Annotated in this window: 14 protein-coding genes and 1 pseudogene; 13 read left to right on the top strand and 2 right to left on the bottom strand. The window is 60.6% G+C overall.

The genetic code is table 11. The features are described from left to right. Positions 1-319: 319 nt before the first annotated feature. On the bottom strand, positions 320-1669 hold the full coding sequence (hemN, locus tag NKJ72_RS27570) for an oxygen-independent coproporphyrinogen III oxidase (protein WP_352480270.1): 1350 nt from the start codon (positions 1667-1669) through the stop codon (positions 320-322). 154 nt (positions 1670-1823) lie between these two features. Between hemN and NKJ72_RS27565 the strand changes: the two genes are divergently transcribed. The 11 genes from NKJ72_RS27565 (at position 1824) to NKJ72_RS27515 (ending at position 14988) form a co-directional block, all read left to right on the top strand. Beyond that, on the top strand, positions 1824-2570 hold the full coding sequence (locus tag NKJ72_RS27565) for a Crp/Fnr family transcriptional regulator (protein WP_352480269.1): 747 nt from the start codon (positions 1824-1826) through the stop codon (positions 2568-2570). A 604-nt stretch (positions 2571-3174) separates the two neighbouring features. Beyond that, positions 3175-4806: a cytochrome-c oxidase, cbb3-type subunit I gene (ccoN, locus tag NKJ72_RS27560; protein ID WP_352480268.1), complete on the top strand. Its 1632-nt coding sequence runs from the start codon at positions 3175-3177 to the stop codon at positions 4804-4806. After that, positions 4797-5528, top strand: a complete 732-nt coding sequence (gene ccoO, locus NKJ72_RS27555) for a cytochrome-c oxidase, cbb3-type subunit II (protein WP_352480267.1) — start codon at positions 4797-4799, stop codon at positions 5526-5528. Before ccoN ends, ccoO begins: the two co-directional genes overlap by 10 nt. A gap of 11 nt (positions 5529-5539) precedes the next feature. Further along, positions 5540-5689: a cbb3-type cytochrome c oxidase subunit 3 gene (locus tag NKJ72_RS27550; protein ID WP_352480266.1), complete on the top strand. Its 150-nt coding sequence runs from the start codon at positions 5540-5542 to the stop codon at positions 5687-5689. A gap of 2 nt (positions 5690-5691) precedes the next feature. Next, a complete protein-coding gene (gene ccoP, locus NKJ72_RS27545) occupies positions 5692-6555 on the top strand; it encodes a cytochrome-c oxidase, cbb3-type subunit III (protein ID WP_352480265.1) in 864 nt (287 codons plus the stop codon). A 115-nt stretch (positions 6556-6670) separates the two neighbouring features. After that, positions 6671-8245 carry a cytochrome c oxidase accessory protein CcoG gene (gene ccoG, locus NKJ72_RS27540; protein ID WP_502901908.1) on the top strand — a complete coding sequence of 525 codons (1575 nt, stop codon included), beginning with the start codon at positions 6671-6673 and terminating at the stop codon, positions 8243-8245. Continuing rightward, positions 8242-8739, top strand: coding sequence for a FixH family protein (locus tag NKJ72_RS27535; protein ID WP_352480264.1), 498 nt, complete (start codon positions 8242-8244; stop codon positions 8737-8739). The genes ccoG and NKJ72_RS27535 overlap by 4 nt, the downstream gene beginning before the upstream one ends. Then, positions 8736-11024: a cation-translocating P-type ATPase gene (locus tag NKJ72_RS27530; RefSeq protein ID WP_352480263.1), complete on the top strand. Its 2289-nt coding sequence runs from the start codon at positions 8736-8738 to the stop codon at positions 11022-11024. Before NKJ72_RS27535 ends, NKJ72_RS27530 begins: the two co-directional genes overlap by 4 nt. Next, a complete protein-coding gene (gene ccoS, locus NKJ72_RS27525) occupies positions 11021-11173 on the top strand; it encodes a cbb3-type cytochrome oxidase assembly protein CcoS (protein WP_352480262.1) in 153 nt (50 codons plus the stop codon). Before NKJ72_RS27530 ends, ccoS begins: the two co-directional genes overlap by 4 nt. A 423-nt stretch (positions 11174-11596) precedes the next feature. Beyond that, positions 11597-12778: a 5-demethoxyubiquinol-8 5-hydroxylase UbiM gene (gene ubiM / locus NKJ72_RS27520; RefSeq protein ID WP_352480290.1), complete on the top strand. Its 1182-nt coding sequence runs from the start codon at positions 11597-11599 to the stop codon at positions 12776-12778. Between the two features lie 302 nt (positions 12779-13080). Next, positions 13081-14988 carry a putative bifunctional diguanylate cyclase/phosphodiesterase gene (locus NKJ72_RS27515; protein ID WP_352480261.1) on the top strand — a complete coding sequence of 636 codons (1908 nt, stop codon included), beginning with the start codon at positions 13081-13083 and terminating at the stop codon, positions 14986-14988. A 95-nt stretch (positions 14989-15083) separates the two neighbouring features. Here NKJ72_RS27515 and NKJ72_RS27510 read toward each other — a convergent pair whose 3' ends face one another. Further along, positions 15084-15365, bottom strand: a complete 282-nt coding sequence (locus tag NKJ72_RS27510; protein ID WP_352480260.1) for a DNA -binding domain-containing protein — start codon at positions 15363-15365, stop codon at positions 15084-15086. Positions 15366-15470: 105 nt separating this feature from the next. Between NKJ72_RS27510 and NKJ72_RS27505 the strand changes: the two genes are divergently transcribed. Together NKJ72_RS27505 and NKJ72_RS27500 are read left to right on the top strand one after the other, a co-directional pair. Next, a complete protein-coding gene (locus NKJ72_RS27505) occupies positions 15471-15722 on the top strand; it encodes a helix-turn-helix domain-containing protein (protein ID WP_352480259.1) in 252 nt (83 codons plus the stop codon). 162 nt (positions 15723-15884) lie between these two features. Next, a pseudogene (locus NKJ72_RS27500) lies at positions 15885-16824 on the top strand (IS1595 family transposase). Positions 16825-16828 lie beyond the last annotated feature (4 nt).

Raw genomic sequence — 16828 nt, 5'->3', positions numbered from 1 at the left:
GCCTGCTGCAGCTGGCACGGTCCTTGCGTATTCTTGTTGCAAGGCCGAAGGGAGCTGTCGGCCGACAACCATGATCTGGCCAGGACGATTGTCGACTGCTTCCGATACAGAAAAGAGGCCGGACTCGACGTGGCGCTTCAGGGACTGCGAAATGGAATACGGCGCCGGAAGGCACGACCGGACGATATCGTCACTATGCCAAGACGCGTCTGGTCCGCTCCGAATCCTGTTTCGACACGACGGTCGCCGATCAACAGTGAAAAACATAGCGCAATCGGTTCACGATCGACTGAGAACCATGACCGTTCCTCTGCGGTGCTCAGACTGCCGCTGAGTGCCTGGCCGTTCCACTTTCGAAATATTTGTCGAACTTTGCCGCGATGCTCCTGACAAAGGGCCGGCTTTCCGCAGGCACGACGAAGCGGTCACCATCAAGTTCAAGCAACCGCGCAGGATCTTGGAGGGCCGTGGAACTCGCTCGGACGAGAAGTCTTTGGCCGGCTTTGCCAAAGCGCTCCACCAGTACGATCGCCGAGAAGCCGAAGTCACACATCAGCCGCTCGATGATCCAGCCGCGAACACGGTCGTCTTCGGAAAGCGCAATGCCACGGACCGCAGCCAGCCCACCGTTCTCGACCATGCGCCCATACTCGGCGGTCGAAGGCATGTTCTGTGCATAGCCCTGGCGAAACTGGCTGATGGATGACGGGCCGAGGCCGATCAATGTCTCGCAGCGATCCTCGGTATAGCCCTGGAAGTTCCGGTGCAGTGTTCCGGCGCGGGCGGCAAGCGCGAGGGCATCGCCCGGTTTGGCGAAATGGTCGAGCCCGATTGCTTCGTATCCCTGGTCCACGATCGCCCGCGCCGCCAATTGCGATTGAGCAAACCGCTCTGCCGGACCCGGCAGCCATGCCTCGTCGATCATCGTCTGATGTTTCTTGAACCACGGCACATGGGCGTAGCCAAAAAGCGCTATCCGATCCGGTTCCAGGGTCAGTGCCTGTGCAACCGTGGAGGCGACGCTCTCCCTGGTCTGATGCGGCAGGCCGTAGAGCAGATCGAGATTGACGGATTCGACGCCGCGCGAACGAACGCCATCAACAACCGTCTTGGTCTGCAGAAAGCTCTGCTCGCGGTTGATCGCTTTCTGCACCTTCGGGTCGAAATCCTGGACGCCGAGGCTCGCCCTTGTCATGCCGATTTCGGCAAGTGCATCGAGGCGGGCATCGTCCATATCATTGGGTTCGATCTCAACGCTGATCTTTGCACCGGGGAGAAAGGTGAAGCTGTTGCGCAGGACGGTTCCCAGCGCCACGATATCTTCCGGTTTGAGCATCGTTGGCGAACCGCCGCCGAAATGGACGGCACGCACGCGGCCCTTGCCTGCGACAAGACCGGCGACGGTGGCGATCTCGGCATGCAGTGAGCGCAGATATGTGGTCACCGGTTCTTTGTGGCGTGTCTGCTTGGTATGGCAGGCACAGAACCAGCAAAGCTTGTCGCAGTACGGGATGTGCAGATAGAGCGAGATCTCGTCACCACCTTCGAGCGCCTCCAACCAGCCTCGGTAAACGACGGCATCGACCCCCGCATGGAAATGCGGCGCGGTCGGATAACTGGTATAGCGCGGGACGTTCTCGCCAAGTCTGGCAGCTAGCTCCAGTCGCATGTCGTGGTCCACCGTGTTTGCGTCGCCGGAACTGTGGATGCTTGGATGAGCCTAAGCCCTGATTTCGATCAACCTTCAGCACGGACAAACTGCCGCAAGGATTTTTCTACCGTCGATTGCTATCCTGCCCGCACTGGACCGGTAGAGCGATCGAATGACATTACGGCAGGACAGTCACAGTTCCGGCATTCCCGTTCTTTGCCTGTCTTGCGAGGCACGGCACCGCGGTGTCTGTGGTGCGCTCGAACCAGACCATTTGGCTCAGCTCGCCAAGACGTCGTCGCGGCACAATATCGAGCCGGGGGTCGAACTGATCGGCGACGCCGAGGCGGTCGACTGTTATTCAAACGTGCTTTCAGGCGTGGTGAAGCTCACGAAGAGCCTTTCGGACGGCCGCCAGCAGATCGTCGGTCTCCAGTTCGCGCCGGATTTTCTGGGACGGCCCTTCAAGATGAAAAGCGCGATCAATGCGGAAGCGGCAACAGCTGTCTCGCTATGCTCGTTTCCGAGAGCGGCCATCGAACGGTTGATGAAGGAATCACCGGAATTTGTGCATCGCCTGTTCAAGCAGGCGCTGAACGAACTCGACGAGGCACGCGAATGGATGGTGACTCTGGGGCGCAAGACCGCACCGGAGAAGGTGGCGAGCTTTCTCCTCATGATCGCCCGGAACATCGATTCCAGTGTTGACCCGGCGGCTAGGTCGGCGTGCTTCGAGCTGCCGATGACGCGTGCCGACATCTCTGATTTCCTTGGAATTACAAACGAGACCGTGAGCCGTCAGCTGACCAGCCTGAGAATGGACGGCGTGATTCGGATCGAGAACAACCGCCGTGTCACCGTGGACAGCATGAGCCGGCTGGAACGGCGCTGCGGCGGCCGAGGCGCAACCGCCGTTTGAATGACACCGAAGCTGCATGGCCTACGTCACTTATTTCGTTCGGGGCAGGGCATGCTCGCGTTGGGCTTAGAAGAAGCCGCATAGCGACAGTCCGCTCTCCATCCGATCGCCTGAGCCAGGTGTGTTTCGACCAACTCGTCGGCGAAGCATCCATCCTCGAGGTGCTCGACGTGCAACCGGCTGTTCCAGGCAGGATTGCACTCGGCCGAAGTCAATACGCCTCATACGCAGGGGAAAATCGCCGTCTCCCCGAACCATGAATGTCACGAAGGCAGCGCAACGCTGGCGCTGGCTGTCCCAAGGCATTGAAACGATCGACGTTCGGCAAGGCATCGGCCTACTTTCCAGCGTCACAGAAGGCGCGCTTCCCCACACGCCCGCGATCGCCTCCATACCCGGCCCGACCGGGGACGCGGGGCCTGTCCGTAAGCGTTGCGGCCGGTGCTGCGCTTCCACATTCGATCGCCACAGTCTGATCGCACCGAACTCGATGCTGCTCGAAGCAAAATCGTGCGGCTCTGACATGGATCAGGGCGAGCAGGCCACGGCTGCGCAATAAGGCACTGCGGTTGGCGCCCGCCGGAATTGGAAATCGGGGCTTGCGATGAAATTCGGCACAGAGATCGTCCTTCTAAGCCTGTTTGCGTTTGCGGCCCTGGTGGCTGCCGGCTTCGGCGTAGATGAACCTTTTCGCCGGCATATGTGGGTTTTGTTCTTCGCCCTGGCTGGCTTCACTGCGATTCTGTTGCGCAACACGGAGTTCAAGCCGGCAGTTCCGATCGACCCCGCCGCTTACATGGATGGGCCGATCCGCTACGGTGCCATCGCCACCGTATTCTGGGGCGTCGTCGGCATGCTGGTCGGCGTGGTCATCGCCCTGCAGCTCGCCTACCCCGATCTCAACATCCAGCCCTGGTTCAATTTCGGCCGACTGCGGCCTTTGCATACTTCCGGCGTGGTTTTTGCCTTCGGCGGCAATGCACTCATCTGCACGTCACTTTATGTCGTGCAGCGGACCTGTCGTGCCAGGCTGTTCGGCGGCGATCTCGCCTGGTTCGTGTTCTGGGGCTATCAGCTGTTCATCGTCATGGCGGCAACCGGCTACCTGCTCGGTATCACCGAGAGCCGCGAATACGCCGAGCCCGAATGGTATGTGGACCTGTGGCTGACCATTGTCTGGGTCGCCTATCTCATCCTGTTCCTCGGCACGATCCTAAAGCGCAAGGAACCGCACATCTATGTCGCCAACTGGTTCTACCTTGCCTTCATCGTGACCATCGCAATGCTGCATGTGATCAACAACCTGTCGATGCCGGTCTCCTTCCTGGGCTCCAAGAGCTATTCAGCCTTCTCCGGCGTACAGGACGCCCTGATGCAATGGTGGTACGGCCACAATGCCGTCGGCTTCTTCCTCACCGCCGGCTTCCTCGGGATGATGTATTATTTCGTGCCCAAGCAAGCCAACCGACCGGTCTATTCCTACCGGCTGTCGATCATCCACTTCTGGGCTTTGATCTTTCTCTACATCTGGGCCGGTCCGCACCACCTCCACTACACCGCCCTGCCGGACTGGGCCCAGACGCTCGGCATGGTGTTCTCAATCATGCTCTGGATGCCCTCGTGGGGCGGCATGATAAACGGCCTGATGACGCTCTCGGGCGCCTGGGACAAGCTGCGCACCGACCCGATCATCCGTATGATGGTGATGGCCATCGCCTTCTACGGGATGTCGACCTTCGAAGGCCCGATGATGTCAATCAAGGCCGTCAACTCGCTCTCGCACTACACCGACTGGACCATCGGTCACGTCCATTCGGGCGCGCTCGGCTGGGTTGGCATGATCTCGTTCGGCGCGATTTATTTCATGGTCCCGAAGTTATGGAATCGCGACCGGCTTTATTCGCTGCGGCTCGTCAACTGGCACTTCTGGCTGGCGACGCTTGGGATCGTCGTTTACGCCGCGGTGATGTGGGTCTCCGGCGTCATGCAGGGCCTGATGTGGCGCGAATACAACGAGCAGGGCTTCCTGGTCTACTCCTTCGCCGAAACCGTCGCCGCCATGCATCCCTACTACATCATGCGTGCCATCGGCGGCGCGATGTATCTGTCGGGCGCCCTCATCATGGCCTGGAACATCGCCATGACCATCCTCGGCTACCAGCGCGAGGAGGATCCGATGCCGCGCTCCATCCCCGCCCTCCAGCCTGTGCGATCAGGAGCCAGAAAATGGGCCTGATGGACAGACACGCGGTCATCGAGAAGAACGCCACACTTCTTCTCCTCGGGTCCCTGCTGGTCGTAACAATCGGCGGTATCGTCGAGATCGCGCCGCTCTTCTATCTCGACAACACCATCGAGAAGGTGGAAGGCATGCGGCCCTATTCGCCGCTCGAGCTCGCCGGGCGCAACATCTATGTACGTGAGGGCTGTTACCTCTGCCACAGCCAGATGATAAGGCCGTTCCGCGACGAGGTCGAGCGCTACGGCCACTATAGCCTGGCCGCCGAGTCGATGTACGACCACCCGTTCCAGTGGGGCTCGAAGCGCACCGGGCCGGATCTCGCCCGGGTCGGCGACCGCTACTCGAACGGATGGCACGTCCAGCATCTCACCGAGCCGCGTTCGGTGGTGCCGGAATCGATCATGCCGAGCTACGCGTTCCTGAAGGACATGCCCATCGAGGTGAAGGATTTCTCGACGCATCTGATCGCCAACCGCCGTGTCGGTGTGCCCTATTCAGACGACATGATCGCTCATGCCAATGCCGATCTCATGGCGCAGGCCGATGCGAATGCCGACACATCGGGCCTGGAGAGACGCTATCCGAAAGCCAAGGTTGGGGACTTCGACGGCGATCCGCAGCAGGTCACCGAAATGGATGCGCTGGTCGCCTATCTCCAGATGCTCGGCACGCTGATCGATTTCAGGACCTATGACGAAGCCGCCGGCTACCGCTGAGGAGAATGGCGATGACCTACAATTTCATGCGGGAGTTTGCCGACAGCTGGGGCCTGCTTGCCATGGCGCTTTTCTTCCTCGGATGCGTTGCCTTTGCACTTCGTCCCGGCAGCCGCAGGCAAGCCGAGAGAGCCGCTCACATTCCTCTCAAGGGCGACTGATCATGGGCAGCGAGCATATCGATGAGGTTTCGGGCATCTCGACGACCGGCCATGAGTGGGACGGCATCAAGGAACTCAACAACCCGCTTCCGCGCTGGTGGGTCATCACCTTCTACATCACCATTGCCTGGGCGATCGGCTACACCGTCGTCTATCCGGCATGGCCGATGCTGACTTCCGCGACCAGGGGTGTGCTGGCGTATTCGAGCCGCAAAGACGTCAAGAATGAACTGGCGGCGGCCGAAGTGGCCAAGGGTAAATATGTCGCTGCCATTCAGGCGAAGACCGTCTCCGAGATTACTGCCGACGATACGCTACGCGAATTCGCCGTCGCCGCGGGTGGCGCCGCGTTCAAGGTCAATTGCGTGCAGTGCCATGGCTCGGGCGCTCAAGGGTCCAAGGGTTTTCCCAACCTAAACGACGACGATTGGCTGTGGGGTGGCAACGCCGAACAGATCCAGCAGACGATTGCGCACGGCATCCGCTTCGCATCAGACCCGGATACGCGCCTGTCGGAAATGCCTGCTTTTGGGGACATCATCACGACGGATCAGATCAAGCAGGTCGGCGCCTATGTCGCAAGCCTCTCCGATCCTGTTCAGGACACAAGCCTGATCGAACCCGGCGCCAATATCTTCGCCGAGAATTGTGCGGCCTGTCATGGTGAGAATGCAAAGGGCAACAGGGAGCTCGGCGCACCCGACCTGACCGACGCGATCTGGCTATACGGGTCTGGCGAAACAGCCATCGCCGCGCAGGTCCGCGCGCCGAAGCACGGCGTCATGCCGGCCTGGATCGGCCGTCTCGGCGAGATCAAGGCCAAGGAACTCGCGGTCTATGTCCATTCGCTTGGTGGCGGAGAATAGGTGCGCAAGCCTATTCTCGTCCTCCCCCCACCGCCAAGCGACGAGGCCCGGCGCGAGCCGGGCCTCGGCATCATCCAGAAACCGATGGGTCGGGCTTCCGGCGAAATCGTCGCTGATGACTGGAGCTTTCGTGCTCGATAACACGCAAATAGAACGGCTCGAAGCCGATGCGGTCAACTCGGCCAAGACCCGTCAGCCGCTCTATGCCGCACGCAAGAAGATCTTCCCGAACCGGGCCTCTGGCAGTTTCCGCCGCTTCAAGTGGTCGGTGATGGCAATCACGCTGGGGATCTACAACCTGACGCCCTGGCTGCGGTGGGATCGCGGGCCATTTGCCACGGACCAGGCCGTGCTGGTCGATCTTGCCAACCGCCGCTTCTACTTCTTCTTCATCGAGATATGGCCGCAGGAATTCTACTACGTCGCCGGCCTGCTGGTCATGGCCGGTATCGGCCTTTTCCTGATCACATCCACCGTCGGCCGGGCCTGGTGCGGCTATACGTGCCCGCAGACCGTGTGGGTCGATCTGTTTCTGGTCGTCGAGCGAGCCATCGAGCGCGACCGCAACGCGCGCATCAAGCTCGATGCCGGTCCCTGGACTGCGCGCAAACTCGTGGTGCGAACATCGAAACACGCCATTTGGCTGGTCATAGGGGTGCTGACCGGCGGCGCCTGGATCTTCTATTTCGCCGATGCCCCCACGCTGCTTGGGGAACTCTTCACCGGCACCGCCGCCCCCGTCGCCTACATCACCGTGTCCGTGCTGACGGCGACGACCTATACGTTCGGCGGGCTGATGCGCGAGCAGGTCTGCACCTACATGTGCCCATGGCCGCGCATCCAGGCGGCCATGCTCGACGAGAATTCCCTCACCGTCACCTATAATGACTGGCGCGGCGAACCGCGCTCGCGTCACGCCAAGAGGGTCCTTGCCGCCGGGCAGCCCGTCGGCGACTGCGTCGACTGCAATGCCTGTGTCGCGGTGTGCCCGATGGGGATCGACATTCGTGATGGCCAGCAGCTTGAATGCATCACCTGCGCGCTCTGCATCGATACCTGTGACGGTATCATGGACAAGCTCGGCAGGGAGCGCGGACTGATTTCCTATGCGACGCTGGCCGACTACAACGCCAATATGATGCTGGCGACCCCAGGCGGCTCCGGTTCAGTCAACCCGTCACTGGTCAGGAACGCTGACGGCCTGTTCTCCGACAATGTGGCCCGTTTCCATATCCGCAAGATCTTTCGCCCGCGCACCTTCATCTACATGGGCGCCTGGTCGGCGGTCGGTCTCGCGCTGCTCTATTCGCTGCTGACCCGCGCACGGCTCGAATTGAATGTCCTGCACGATCGCAACCCGCAGTTCGTGACGCTGTCCGACCGTTCGATCCGCAATGGCTACACCGTCAAGCTGCTCAACATGATCCCCGAACCAAGAACGATCATTGTCACGATGCAGGGCCTGCATGGAGCCGAAATGAGCGTTGTCGGCATCGACCTGCCGGCGGATCGCTCCTTTGCCATCCCGGTCGAACCCGACCGGCTGAAGATGCTCAAGGTTTTCGTGCGTCAGCCGGCAGATCAGGTTCGGGGTGCAGCGCAAAGCTTCAAATTCCGGGTCGAAAATAAGGCAACGTTCGAGTCGGACGAATACACGGCCACTTTCAACGCACCGGAGATCGCCAGATGACCGACACCTCGCGACAATCCCGCGAATTCACCGGCAGGCATATGCTGTTCACCATCCTTGGCTTCTTCGGCGTGGTCATAGCGGTCAATCTGACGATGGCGACGCTCGCCAACACGAGCTGGACCGGCCTTGTCGTCGAAAACACCTATGTGGCGAGCCAGCAATTCAACGAAAAGGCCGAGCAAGGGCGAGCTCAGGCGGCCCTCGGCTGGACTGGCAAACTGACCATCGCAGGCGGTGAGGTCCGCTACAGCCTCACCGATGCTGTCGGCAAGCCGGTTGCCTTGCATGGCGTCAAGGTGCTGTTCCGTCATCCCGCCTACGAGGCCGAGGACAAATCCGTCACTCTTGAGGCTGCCTCCGGTCAGATATTCGCCGCGCACCACATGCCCAACGATGGCGTCTGGATCGTCGAAATCGACGCCGATGCGAGCCTTGCGGAACCCTATCGCGACGCTCGCCGGATCATGATTTCCCACGGGGCGCTGCAATGAGCTGCTGCGCGCCAGGCGCCGAAATCGCATTGGACCTGGAAAAGGTCACACTGGTCCTGCCTTCTGGCCAGGAAATCAGACTGGCGAGCCGCTCGATTGGCGAAAATCTTCGCCAGACCGACCTCTCGGTGCCGGCTGTGCATTGTGCCGCCTGCATCCAGACGATCGAGACGGCGATCGGCAAGCTGGATCGCGTCGAAGGCGCTCGTGTCAATCTTTCGACGAAACGTGTTTCGGTCCGGTGGCGCGGCGAGGAGGTTCCGCCATTCGTCGCCACACTTGGACGGCTGGGCTATGGCGCGCACCTGTTCGATCCCGAGGCTGACGGGAAGGACAAGATGCTCTCGGAACTGATCCGCGCCGTCGCGGTCGCCGGCTTTGCGGCGGGCAACATCATGCTGCTATCAGTCTCCGTCTGGTCCGGCGCGCAAGGCGCGACCCGCGACCTGTTCCATTGGGTCTCTGCCTTGATTGCCATTCCTGCGCTCGCTTTCGCCGGCGGCATCTATTTTCGCTCGGCCTGGAATGCGCTGCGCCACAGCCGCATGAACATGGACGTGCCGATCGCGGTCGGGGTATCGCTCGCTTACGCCATGAGCCTCTACGAGACGATCAGCCATGGCGACCATGCTTATTTCGACGCGTCGGTGTCGCTGCTGTTCTTTCTGCTGATCGGCCGCACGCTGGATCACGTGATGCGGGAACGAGCACGGACGGCCGTGAACGGACTGGCTCGGCTGGCGGCGCGCGGCGCCATGGTGCTGCGCGAGGACGGTTCGCGCGACTACTTGCCGGTTGGCGAGATCGAACCGGGAATGGAGCTCTTGATCGCGGCCGGCGAGAGGGTGCCCATCGACGGCAGGATCATTGGCGGGGCGTCGGATCTCGACTGTTCCCTGGTTTCCGGGGAAAGCACGCCCAGAACGGTGGGCCCGGGGGCGCAGGTCCAGGCCGGTACACTCAATCTCACCGGTCCACTGACCATCGAGGCGACGGCCGCCGCGAAGGATTCCTTCCTGGCCGAAATGGTTCGGCTGATGGAAGCGGCAGAGGGCGGCCGCGCCCGCCATCGCAGGATCGCCGATCGCGTCTCCGCGCTCTACGCCCCCGTGGTCCACCTCACCGCCTTTGTGACGTTCCTCGGCTGGATGGCGGCGACCGGCGACTGGCACCGGGCAATAACAATCGCGATCGCCGTTTTGATCATTACATGCCCGTGTGCGCTCGGTCTCGCCGTGCCGATCGTGCAGGTGGTCGCTGCGCGGCGGCTGTTTGAAAGCGGCGTCATGGTCAGGGACGGCTCCGCCATGGAGCGCCTGGCCGGGATCGACACGGCATTGTTCGACAAAACCGGCACGCTTACGCTCGGACTGCCCAGGCTGATCAATGCGCCGTCCATCGATCCGACGATGCTCGCCATGGCGGCCGAGATGGCAGCGCATTCCCGCCATCCCTTTTCGAAGGCAATCGCTGGCAATGCAGCCTTTGCCGGCCAGCCGAAACTCGCGTCCGTCAGGGAGCATCCGGGCTTCGGCATCGAAGCCATCGCCGAGGGCAGTACCTGGCGGCTGGGTCGCCGCGGATGGGCTGAGTGGAAAGCCCGGACCGGCGGCGAAGGCAAACAAGGCTATGGCGGAACCGTTCTGACGAAGGACGGGGTCATTGTCGCGACTTTCGATTTCGAGGATGAGCTGCGTGCCGATGCCAAGGCGGCCATCGAGCAACTGAACGGCGCCGGCGTGTCGGTGGAGATGCTGTCGGGCGACACAGAAGCTGCCTGCGGCGAAGTCGCGGAAGCGCTGGGCGTCGAGCGCTTCGTTCCCGCGTTGCTTCCCTCCGGGAAGGTCGAACACATCGAAGCATTGACGCGAACTGGCCACAAGGTGCTGATGGTCGGCGATGGGCTCAACGACACGCCTGCATTGGGCGCCGCACACGTTTCGATCGCTCCGGCCACGGCGGCGGATATCGGTCGCAACGCCGCGGATTTCGTGTTCCTACGTAGAAGTCTTCTGGCGGTCCCACTTGCTTTAGACATTTCGCGGAAGGCCGGACGGCTGATCCGGCAGAACATCGCCATCGCGATCGTTTACAATGGCATCGCCGTGCCGGTCGCCATTCTGGGGCACGTTACGCCACTGATCGCGGCGGTCGCGATGTCCGCCTCCTCCCTCCTGGTCATCGGCAATGCGCTACGCCTGCAAGGTTTCGTGTCACATGCATCGGTGCAAGATGCCCGACATGACAGGCGCTCCGACATTGGCGCACTGGCACAATCGTCATGACGACGCTCGCCTACCTCATACCTGTGGCCCTGTTCCTCGGAGGGCTTGGGCTGGCCGGGTTCCTGTGGGCCTTGAGGAGCGGCCAATATGAAGATCTCGATGGCGCCGCCGAGCGGATCCTGATCGACCGCGACGAGCCGCGCAGTTGACCCAGCCAGCCCTGCGACGTCTCGCTCGGATATTTTCCGCGGTTGCTTCGCGTCATGCCGATTTCGGCGCGCGACGGGTGCGAACGGATCAGCCAGAATACGTTGCCGAACTTTCGGCCAGGAAAGGGCCGCACCGAACGGGAAGCCGGCCATTTCATGATGACCTGACCAGACCATGGCGTGGCGATCGACCAGTCGACCGTGAACCCGCCGTTGCCGCGTTTATCGAGCCTGGTTGATCCACATCAGGGTTATCTCTTCATCGGCATGGTTTCATTGAGCATTTTTGAACGGAGAACGGATGTCTAACGGACGGTTAGGTCGCGTGGAGACGCTTGGGGAGATGAGCCGCAAACCGTGGATCGATTGCGATGCGTTCCAGTGCCCTTCGTCGCAGATAGCCGACGCAATGGCGGCACGCTGATGGCCGGCTCTGTCGATAGATTCGACGTTATTGTGGTCGGAGCCGGGCCGGTCGGACTTTCCTTCGCCGCGTCGCTTGCCCAGAGCCGACTCAAGGTGGCAGTGGTTGAACGGCAGTCGCTCGAAAGCCTGGCGAATCCGGCTTTCGACGGTCGCGAGATCGCGCTGACCCACGCATCGGTTGGAATCCTTCGCGAGCTCGGCGCCTGGGATGCCATCCCCGCTTCGGACAAATCACCGCTACAAGGCGCGCGCGTGCTCAACGGATCGAGCCCTTTCGCCCTGAGCTTCGACTCTCCCAGCGGATCTGGGGAACCACTCGGAATTCTGGTCCCAAATTTTCGGATCCGCGACGCCCTGTTCAAGCTTGTCCACTTCCAGGATCATGCCCAGCTGCTGTGCGGCCGCTCGGTCGTCAATGCAACAACCAGCCACAAAGAAGCAGTCATAAGGCTCTGTGATGGCAGGCAATTGGCCGCTCGGCTGCTCGTTGCAGCGGATTCGCGTCTGTCCGCGACGCGCGACCTGCTCGGCATTGGGGCCGACATCAATCGGCTTGGCAACTCCATGCTGATTTGCCGGGTGAGGCACGAGCGCGCCCATCACCAGATCGCGGTCGAATGGTTCGATCACTATCAGACGATAGCGATGTTGCCGCTCATGGAAGGCGTGTCGTCGCTGCTTCTCACGTTGCGCTCAAACGAGGCCGACAGACTGCTTGCTCTCGACGACGATTTGTTCCTGATGGAATTGACGAGCCGGTGTCGAGGACGCCTCGGAGAGATGACCTTGGCAAGCACCCGCCATGCCTATCCGCTGGTCACGACCTGGGCGCACAAGTTCTGGGCTCCGAGTGCGGCACTGATCGGCGATGCTGCCCTCGGCATGCACCCGGTGACCGCGCATGGCTTCAACATCGGCCTCAGTGGCCAGAAGCAACTCGCCGATAGAATCCTGGCGGCATGTCGCGAGCGCCGCGACATTGCTGATCCCGACATGCTCGGCAGATACGAAAGCCGGCTGCGTCTGTCGGCGGCACCGCTCTATCATGCTACGAATGTACTTGTCGCTCTCTACTCAGGCGAGCACCCGGCGGCACGGCTTGCAAGACATGCGGGGCTTCGCTTTGCCCAATATCTTCCTTTTATCCGCCATGGCATTTCGGCCATGCTCAGGCGGTGAATCGCAGGCAGCGCTGCCGCTCTGGAACGCTATCTCGGCCCGGCTTCCTTTTGTCTCGCCGGGCGCGTTTGATGCCGTTCGTAAGGCTGCTTCCATGGTGACGATGCCGATCCTGGGATGGTTCGGATCAAGGCATAGCACGGTCAAGATCTCGATGGTCAGCCGGCAATCCTAACAGCAGACGTGCGACCCGGAGCCATGGTGAGCGCACTGGTTACCCCCGCTGGATAGTTAACCCGTCCTTCAGTGGGCTTGCGTAAGCTTGTCGTCGCGAACAACGATGGGAGCAAGCCGGTCCGTCCATGGCCCCGAAGAATGAAGACACGCTGGAGGCCAAAATCCGTCAGGATCAGCTTGCTGACCTGAGGGCCGGCCTCTTCGTGTCGATGCCGATAAGCGCTATCCTGTCAGGCCTGATTTGGGCGGTGCACGCCCTTTCTGGCAGCGGCTTTGCCGCTGCAATCTGGTTCCTGGTCGTCAATGCGATAAATGCCGCCCGCGTTGCACTCGCGCGTTATCAGCTAAAGGAAACGGGGCGCCATGACGGTTTAGTGGGGGTTTTGCCGCGGCTTCGCTGGTTTGGCATCCTTGCTCTTCTGGCAGGGTTTGCCTGGTCCTTCCTGGCCGTCCTGACTGTTGGATACACGACACCTCAAGCACCGCTGCATCTGGTCATTCTGGCGGGCATTTCCGCTGGTGCGGTTACATACGGCAGTTCGTATGCCGCGGCGGCGACCAACTTCATCACACCTCCGCTCCTCATCACGGTGGGTTGCCTTTTGGCGAAAGGCAATTTTGAAGACTACATTCTGGCTTTTACCGTTCTGCTCTTCATGGGCGGCTTGGTTCGAGCTTCGTTTGTTGGCCAAGCACGGTTCCGCGAAGCGAGCCGCCTGAGGCATGAGGCCGAGCGGCTTGCGGCGGAGATGAAGGCCAGTTCCAGGCAGGACCACCTGACGGCCCTTCTCAACAGGCGTGGCCTCGAAGACGCTATCGGACGGTTCGAGACCGCGGATGGCCCCTTCGTGGCAATGCTGGTTGACCTGGACGGGTTCAAATCCGTCAACGATACCTACGGTCACAGGACCGGTGATGAACTGCTTGTCAGGATCGCCCGCCGCATAGAGGAGGAAGCACCGGAAGGCTCAACGCTCGCTCGTATCGGCGGCGATGAATTCGTGCTGTTTTTTCCCTCAACGAGGGTTTCGCTTTCTGCCAGTGATCTCGCCTCCAATATCATAGCCAAAATTGCCCGCCCCTATATCGAGGTCGCGTCCGTCCGCGTCGGGGCATCAATAGGAATATACCTGGCGGAAAGCCCGGGCCTGACCGAAATGTTGTTGCGGGCGGATATCGCCCTTTATACGGCCAAGCGTCGTGGCAGGAACGAATTTTGCCTGTTCGATGCCGAACTCGACAGGGAACTGCAACGCCGCCAGTCCGTCGAACGGGACCTTCATTCGGCGATAAAGACGAGAAGCTTGCAACCTTGGTTCCAGCCGATCGTGAAACTCGACACCGAGGCCGTGGTCGGTTTTGAAGCCTTGCTGAGGTGGTCCCATCCGACTCATGGTGCCATCTCTCCACCCGAAATCATCACAGCTGCACGCGAAACCGGTATGCTTCAGCTGCTGACGCAAACCGTATTCGCCGATTGTTGTGCTTTTATCGACGGCTTGGTGAAAGCTGACTGTCGTGATCTCCGTGTGGCGATGAATGTTTCACCGCGCGAACTGGAAGCCGGCGATATCGACGACATGGTTCTGGATGGTCTGGCGGCAAGAGGTCTGCCTGCAACGATGTTCGAGATCGAGATTACCGAAGAATCCCCGGTGGACCCGGACAGAGTGGATGAAAAGCTCGGACGGCTTTCACATGCCGGCATTTCCATTGCGCTCGATGACTTCGGCACCGGCTTTTCCACGTTGGCATCGCTCAAGGACAGTCGGATACGCAAGGTGAAAATAGACCAGGGCTTCATTCGCGGCTTGGCCAAGTCCCGAGAGGACCGACTGCTTGTCAAATCGGTCATCGATCTCGGTAACATGCTCGGGATCGAGGTCATGGCCGAGGGCGTCGAAACAGAGGCGGATCGGCAAACCCTGCACAAGCTTGGCTGCAGGACCGCTCAGGGCTTCCTGTTCTCGAAGGCGGTGCCTCTGAGCCAAGCACTAGAAATGGCAGTCAAACAGCACGCCAACCAGTTGTGACCGCTCCCGCCGCGCTGTCTCTCGCGGCCGTGCGCTCATGAATGGCGGGTATCTGAACGTCCTTGTTTGAAGAGCATGACAGTCCGTGCTGTGCGTCAGCCGGCGAACAGTTCTTTGTAGCCAGTCGTCACCATCCAGTTCGCCCGGTCGATATGGCTGCGAAGAGCCTTGCGGGCGCGGACCGGTTCAAGGGCCGGGTCGATGCCGAGAATGAGATCAGCCATCTCCTCTTCGCTGGCATTGTCGGCGCAGGCATCCAGGATCCGCAGGTAGATCGTGAAATGCTCCCTGTCGTAGCTCGTGAGGTTCTCCGACCAGGGGACTTCATCGCTCAACGTTGAGCTTCGACTTTCATCTGTTCCCATTGGTCGATTCATGCCTGCGAACCTCGCATGTTGAGCGCACGCAGCATATCCCAAAATGGGATAATCCGAAACCGGGATTAGTCGCTGATCCGGTCTTTACCCGACCGGTTCGCCTACATGCCCAAGTCTCTTCGATCGCCCCGCCACCAGCGGTTTCTGGCCGAGTTGGTTGCCCTGCGCAAGGCCAAAGGCCTGACTCAGGCGCAGGTGGCCGAGAAGCTTGATCGTCCCCAATCCTTCGTGGCCAAGTACGAGGGTGGAGAGCGGCGTCTCGACGTCATCGAGTTTCTCGACTTAACTGCGGCGCTTGACGCTGATCCGTGCGAGATTCTGTCCAGCCTGCGGGCTAACGGGCGCCTGCGCGTTTAACGGCTCGCGCCGGTACCGTGAACCGAGCGTGCTTTTCTTCGGCAAGCTGCCATTCCGCTGCGGGTGGGTCTTTACCAAGCCATGCCGATATAGGATGATAATCCTAATTATATACTTGACGTACCAAGCCGAATTTTCAATGAATGCAAGGAGCTACCGCCAATTTTCGACCTGACCAACGAAATTTACCACGACGCTGACAAGGCCCGCGAGCATCTGGAGACTATCCATTGGCCTCATGACCCGTTCTGCCCGCATTGTGGCAACGCCAACCCCGAGCGCATCACGAAGCTGGCGGGCAAGTCCACGCGCCCCGGCGTCTACAAATGCAACGAATGCCGTTTGCCTTTCACGGTCACGGTCGGCACCGTCTTTGAGCGTTCCAAGATCGGCCTGCATAGATGGGTGCTGGCTTCGCATCTCTACGCTTCGTCCAAGAAAGGCATGAGTGCCATCAGTTGCATCGTATGCTTGGCGTCACCTACAAGACCGCTTGGTTTATGGCGCACCGCATCCGCGAAGCCATGCAAGAGGGTGTTGCTTCTGCTGGTCCTATCGGCGGCAACGGCAAGACTGTTGAGGCCGACGAAACCTACATCGGAAAGCGCGAGACGCCTCGCGTATCAGCCCAACGTAAGGGTCGTCCTTTCACCAAGAAAGGCGAGGGCGGCGGTCGCGAAAAGCGCATCGTCGTCGGCTTGGTCGAGCGCGGCGGCAAGGCTCGCATGTTCCATTTGAACGACGCCACCAAGGCAACCGTCCGTGACGTGCTGGTGCGCAACGTGTCGCGAGATACCATCCTCTACACCGATGCGTCGAACCTCTACACAGAGACTGGCGGCGAGTCGCTACCCACAAGACCACGAAGCATTCGGACGGCGAATATGTCCGCTACGAGGACGGGATCGCCATCCATTCGAACACCATTGAGAACGTGTTCTCAGTCTTCAAGCGCGGCATGATCGGCGTCTACCAGCATTGCGGCGAGGCGCATTTGCATCGCTACCTTGCCGAGTTTGATTTCCGCTGCCATCGCCGCATGGCTCTGAAAGTCTCAGATGCAGAACGCGCCGAGGATTTGCTTCGCATGGCCCGCGACTAGCGCC

Source organism: Mesorhizobium sp. M0045 (assembly GCF_040323385.1).
In the GTDB taxonomy this organism is placed as follows: Bacteria; Pseudomonadota; Alphaproteobacteria; order Rhizobiales; family Rhizobiaceae; genus Mesorhizobium.
This window is presented reverse-complemented; position numbering and strand designations above follow the sequence as displayed.